Origin of the sequence: Rhizobium sp. Nf11,1, from assembly GCF_050587665.1 — a bacterium.
GTDB lineage: Bacteria > Pseudomonadota > Alphaproteobacteria > Rhizobiales > Rhizobiaceae > Rhizobium.
In genome coordinates this window covers 1-5,544 of record NZ_JBOBHU010000052.1, presented here as the reverse complement: position 1 = coordinate 5,544, position 5,544 = coordinate 1, and the positions used below count along the sequence as shown (strand labels likewise).

At 61.2% G+C, this 5,544-nt stretch carries 5 protein-coding genes; 4 read left to right on the top strand and 1 reads right to left on the bottom strand.

Features of this window, described 5'->3' with window-relative positions; genetic code table 11:
- Positions 1–253: 253 nt before the first annotated feature.
- From ACQ7C1_RS31470 to ACQ7C1_RS31460, 3 genes are all read left to right on the top strand, one after another.
- On the top strand, positions 254–931 hold the full coding sequence (locus tag ACQ7C1_RS31470; RefSeq protein WP_430961184.1) for a CBS domain-containing protein: 678 nt from the start codon (positions 254–256) through the stop codon (positions 929–931).
- 272 nt (positions 932–1,203) lie between these two features.
- The gene (gene hemA / locus ACQ7C1_RS31465) at positions 1,204–2,418 is read left to right on the top strand and encodes a 5-aminolevulinate synthase (RefSeq protein WP_430961187.1); all 1,215 of its coding nucleotides are present in this window, start codon (positions 1,204–1,206) and stop codon (positions 2,416–2,418) included.
- Positions 2,419–2,514: 96 nt separating this feature from the next.
- The gene (locus ACQ7C1_RS31460) at positions 2,515–4,377 is read left to right on the top strand and encodes an ABC transporter transmembrane domain-containing protein (protein WP_430961186.1); all 1,863 of its coding nucleotides are present in this window, start codon (positions 2,515–2,517) and stop codon (positions 4,375–4,377) included.
- A 47-nt stretch (positions 4,378–4,424) separates the two neighbouring features.
- Here ACQ7C1_RS31460 and ACQ7C1_RS31455 read toward each other — a convergent pair whose 3' ends face one another.
- Positions 4,425–4,628 carry a hypothetical protein gene (locus ACQ7C1_RS31455; RefSeq protein WP_430961183.1) on the bottom strand — a complete coding sequence of 68 codons (204 nt, stop codon included), beginning with the start codon at positions 4,626–4,628 and terminating at the stop codon, positions 4,425–4,427.
- A 128-nt stretch (positions 4,629–4,756) separates the two neighbouring features.
- On the opposite strand from ACQ7C1_RS31455, the gene ACQ7C1_RS31450 reads away from it, so the two are divergent.
- Positions 4,757–5,320, top strand: a complete 564-nt coding sequence (locus tag ACQ7C1_RS31450; protein WP_430961185.1) for a threonine transporter RhtB — start codon at positions 4,757–4,759, stop codon at positions 5,318–5,320.
- Positions 5,321–5,544: the final 224 nt, after the last annotated feature.

Below are 5,544 nucleotides of genomic sequence, written 5' to 3'. Positions count from 1 at the left end.
CCTGTGTATCTGGGGCGGCGCCTTGATCATGGCCCTCGGCGGCTGCGTCTCGCTGAGTGATCGGCGCCTGCGCGTTGGCGCGCCGCGGAGAAAGGCCAAGACAAAACCGGCCGAGCCTGTGATGGAGGCGGCGGAATGATGCGCTCGGAGCGAATGTGACGGCGGTCATGAACAGTTTGATGAAGATCAAAGCGGTATGACCGCCCGCTCTCTAGCATATCTCTGGACTAATCATGATCAGGAGGCAGCGACCATGCAAGCAAGGGATATAATGACCACGAATGTGGTTTCGATCAGCCCGGTGGTCAGCGTGCGCCATGCGGTCGCGACGATGCTGCAAAATCACGTCAGCGGCCTTCCCGTCGTTGACGACCACGGCCGCGTCTGCGGCATGATCACGGAAGGCGATCTGCTTTTACGCCGGGAGGTCCGCTTTTCTCCCCGCCCGGCGCGGGCGCCGGAGCTGATTTCCGAGATCGATCTCGAACGTTACATCGGCAGCAACGGATGGTGTGTGGCGGACATCATGTCCCAGGACGTCATCGTCGCCCGGCCGGACAGCGAAGTCTCCGATATTGCCGAAAGCTTGCAGGTGCACCGCATCAAACGGCTGCCGATCGTCGAAGACGAACGTCTGGTCGGGATCGTGAGCCGACGGGATATCTTGCGTGTCATTGCCGAGGCGCCGACGACCGTATTGCCGCGGGGAGACGAGGCTATCAGGCTGGCGGTGCGAACCCGGCTGAGATCGGATCTCGGTCTCACGCCGCAAAAAGTCCAGGTATCCGTCCGCAACGGGCAGGTGACGGTCGACGGTCAGGTGGAATCCGAACTCAAGCGCAGGGCGATCAAGGTTCTCATCGAGGGCCTTGGCGGCATTGCCGGCTATAAGGATTGCCTGCTCGTAGCGCCTGTTCAAACCCAGGATTGAAAGCTCGGTTGCTTTGGCGCGCCGTCATCGCGCCAAATGACGAGGAGGCTTGCTCGATCTGTCAAGATCGAGCAAGCCATCTGTCAACTTCCCTGCTTGACACGGAAACTCCCGACTCGCCTACGATTTAGCCCGACCGCCGGCTTCCTCTTTGATGGAAGTCAATCGCGCCGAGCTCCGCGAAAGCACGCGACTTGCGCCGAACTTGACGGAGATCAAATACCGACCGGCTGCCCCGATGTATCGCTTGACCGTGCAAAAGGGAGCATATGATGGATTTCGAAGCATTTTTCAAAAACGAACTGGACGGGCTTCATGCCGAGGGCCGTTACCGCGTTTTTGCCGATCTCGAACGTCACCGCGGCAATTTTCCCCGTGCGACGCGCCATACGGCCGATGGCGAGAAGGAAGTCACGGTCTGGTGCTCCAACGACTATCTCGGCATGGGCCAGAACCCGAAGGTGATCGAGGCGATGAAGGCCGCCATCGACCACTGTGGCGCGGGTGCGGGAGGCACCCGGAATATTTCTGGCACCAACCACTATCACGTCCTGCTCGAGCGGGAGCTTGCCGATCTGCACGGCAAGGAATCGGCACTGATCTTCACCTCGGGCTATGTCTCCAACTGGGCCGCACTCGGCACGCTCGGCGCCAAGATCCCTGGCCTGATCATCTTCTCCGATGCGCTCAACCATGCCTCGATGATCGAGGGCATCCGTCATGCCAAGTGCGACAAGGTGATCTGGAAACACAATGACGTCGCCGATCTCGAAGCCAAGCTTGCCGCCGCCGATCCGAAGGCGCCGAAGCTGATCGCCTTCGAAAGCGTCTATTCGATGGATGGCGACATCGCCCCGATCAAGGAGATCTGCGATCTCGCCGACAAATACGGCGCGATGACCTATCTTGACGAGGTGCATGCGGTCGGCATGTACGGCCCGCGCGGCGGCGGCATCGCCGAGCGCGAGGGGCTGATGGAACGGCTGACGGTGATCGAGGGCACGCTCGGCAAGGCCTTCGGGGTGATGGGCGGCTATATCGCCGCCTCTGCGGCGCTGTGCGATTTCATCCGCTCGTTCGCCTCCGGCTTCATCTTCACCACGGCGCTGCCGCCGGCGCTCGCCGCCGGTGCGGTGGCCTCGATCCAGCATCTGAAGGTCAGCCAATTCGAGCGCGCCCGCCATCAGGACCGGGTGCGCAAGCTGCGCTCGCTGCTCGACCAGCGCGGCATTCCGCATATGCACAATCCCAGCCATATCGTGCCGGTGATGGTCGGCGATGCCGCCAAGTGTAAGTGGATCTCCGACCTGCTGCTCGACAATTGCGGCGTCTACGTCCAGCCGATCAACTATCCCACCGTGCCGAAGAAGACCGAGCGGCTGCGCATCACCCCGACGCCGCTGCATTCCGACGCCGATATCGCCCATCTGGTCGACGCCCTGCATTCGCTCTGGTCACGCTGCGCGCTGGCGCGGATGGTAGCCTGACACACGGGAAAATGCCCAATATTGACCGTAATCAAGAATTTAGCGTGCGGCTCGCGGGACAAGGCGCGAAGCAAGCACCGAGGAGACAACGCGTTGATGATAGCCCCGCATGACCGGCAAGCCGCCATCTCATCAGAAACAGCCTCCGCCATCAGCGAGGAGGGCGAGAAAGAATCCCCTTCGCGGAACCGCACATTCACTCCGCTCTTCAGCCTGCTTCCGCGTCTTCGCCGCCATAGGTCGCTCTCGGTTTGCGCTCTTCTGGCGCTCACATCGGCAGCGCTCATCTCGCTCGCCCTGCCGATGGCTGTGCGGCGCATGGTCGATCACGGCTTCAACCAGGCGGACGGAGCCTTCATCAATCGCTATTTTCTCATGCTGATCGCTCTCGCCGTCGCGCTGGCGATAGCAAGTGCAGCGCGCTATTACTTCGTCACCACATTGGGCGAGCGGCTGGTCACCGACCTTCGCCTCGAGGTCTTCCACCATATCATCCGGCTTCCGGCGGCATTCTTCGACCGAAACCGCTCGGGCGAAATTGCCTCGCGCCTCGTGGCGGATGCGACCCAGATCAAGTCCGCCATCAGTCTTACGGCGTCAGTGGCTTTGAGAAATTCAATCCTCTGCCTCGGCGCCCTGGCCATGATGTTCGTGACCAGTCCCGGCCTATCGGCCATCGCTCTCGGGGCCATTCCCCTGGTGGTGGCCCCTCTGGTTCTGTTCGGTCGCTCGGTGCGAAAGAAGTCCCGGATCGCACAGGATGCACTTGCCGAGGCTTCGGCCTATGCGAGCGAGATCATCGCGGCAAGCCGCACCGTACAGGCCTTCAACGGCGAAGATGCTGCAGGGCAGAAATATGGGCGCGATGTCGAACTTTCCTTCGACCGGACGGTCGCGGCCTCCCGGGCAAGAGCCCTGCTGACTGCCATTGCCATCACGCTGGTCTTCGTCAGCGTCGTCGGCGTGCTGTGGCTCGGCGCCCATAAGCTGCTGGCGGGAACGCTCTCGGCTGGCAGCCTGAGCCAATTTCTCATCTACGCGGTGATCGCAGCCGGTTCTCTCGGCTCGCTGTCGGAAGTCTGGGGAGAACTTTCGCAGACAGCCGGCGCCGCCGGACGGCTGTTCGAACTGCTGAACGAACAGACTGACGAGCGCGAACCGCAAACCTGCATGTCGCTCCCCACACCCATCCACGGAGGCATGGAACTGCATGACGTGCGTTTTTCCTATCCGGGCGCACCGGAAAAAGAGGTTCTGAGCGGCCTTTCCTTTCGCGTTTCGCCAGGCGAAACCGTCGCCCTGGTCGGCCCTTCCGGATCCGGAAAGAGCACTGTTTTCTCCCTGCTCCTCGGCTTCTACAAAAACCAGACGGGCAGCATTTCCATCGATGGCAGGGAACTTGGTCTGATCCCGCCGCAGACCCTGCGCAAGGAAATCGCCATTGTCCCGCAGGAGGTGACGATGTTTGCCGCCTCCGTTTACGACAACATCCGGCTGGGAAGGCCGGACGCGCTGCGCGAAGACGTGATCGCCGCGTCGATCAAGGCACAGGCGCATGGTTTCGTCACGAAGCTGCCGAACGGCTACGACTCGGTTCTCGGCGAGCGTGGGCTGACGCTGTCGGGCGGACAGAGACAGAGGCTGGCCATTGCACGGGCCATGCTCAAGAACGCTCCGATTCTGCTCCTGGACGAGGCGACGGCATCGCTGGACGCGGAAAACGAGGCGCTCGTCCAGCGCGGCCTTGGGGAATTGATGGAGGCGCGGACCACGATCGTGATCGCGCACAGGCTCGCCACCGTGCTCAAGGCGGACAGGATTCTGGTGATGGACAAAGGCAGGATCGTGGAAGAGGGGACGCACGCCTCGCTCATGCGCCAAGGCGGCCTTTATACGCGCTTGGCGGAACTGCAGTTCAAGATTCCGGCCGGTCTTGAACCGGAACAGGACGCTGCATGATTGGCGATTGTCTGGCGTCCGCGCAGCAGGACTTTGATCTTCCGGTGCTATTCTTCCAGCAGGAGAGCCGTCGCGAGATAGCCCATGCCGATCGTGCTCGCAAAGAGGTAGATGAACAGGCCCTGAGCGAGATAATTCTGAGGCGCGCCCGCCGCAGCAAAACCGTTCTGCCAGACGAAGAATCCCACGGCGCATCCGATTGCAAAGCCCGTGGCCAATCGAGTGAGCATGAACCTGATCATGCCGGGCATGGCGCTTACCTCTGACATAACCGCAATAAACGTCCGGAGTGCCCGGATGTTCCGGCCCGCAAATGATCTCTGTCAACGACCGGCAGGCGCGGCCATGCAAGAAGCGAAAGAAACCGGAGACTGTAACAGTGCAACTTCTGCCTTTCGCAGCGGGCGTTTTCACGCTTCTCATCCTGCCCGGACCGACCAACGCCATTTTGGCGATGGCATCTCAGGGGCTGACCTCCGGACGCGCCATCGCGCTGCTAGCCACCGTCCTGTCCGCCTATCTTGCGATCGTCCTTCCGGCGTCCGGTCTGGCCGCTTCTTTTCTCCGTAACCACCCTCTGGTTTCGCAAGGCGTCAAACTTGTCTCGGCGATCTGGGTTTTGTACTTGGCGCTGCGGCTCTGGGGCATCGGATCGAGTGCCGTCGAGTCTGTGCGTGTCGGGCAGCTGGCCGTAACGACGCTGTTAAATCCCAAAGCGCTGATCATCGGTTTGACAATGGTGCCTGCCGCGCAGGATGTGCCTGTGACAGCCTCCATCGCCATTCTCGCATCCGTGGTCCTGGCCGTTTCCTCGATCTGGCTGTCGATCGGCAGGCTCATCCTCGGACGTGAAAAACAGATTCCCTCGTTTGCCCGGCGGTGCGGATCTGCAACCCTCGTTGCATTCTCAGCCGTGCTGACGCTCAGCGCCCTTGGCGGATGAACTTCCGGCTATCCGCTGCGCGCCGCCGAGCGAACACCTCCGCAAGCCCTCGTGCGGCTAGCAAAGGCTATTGTTCCATAATGCTGGTTACGCCAGATTCGCCTGTAGCCGGGTGGGTTCAAGGATGAAGTGCGACTTGCGATAGATGCCAATGGGTTATCACTCGCAAGGAATGGCTGATGAGCGCACCTACTCCCAGATCGACATGGATGAACGTCGCAGGA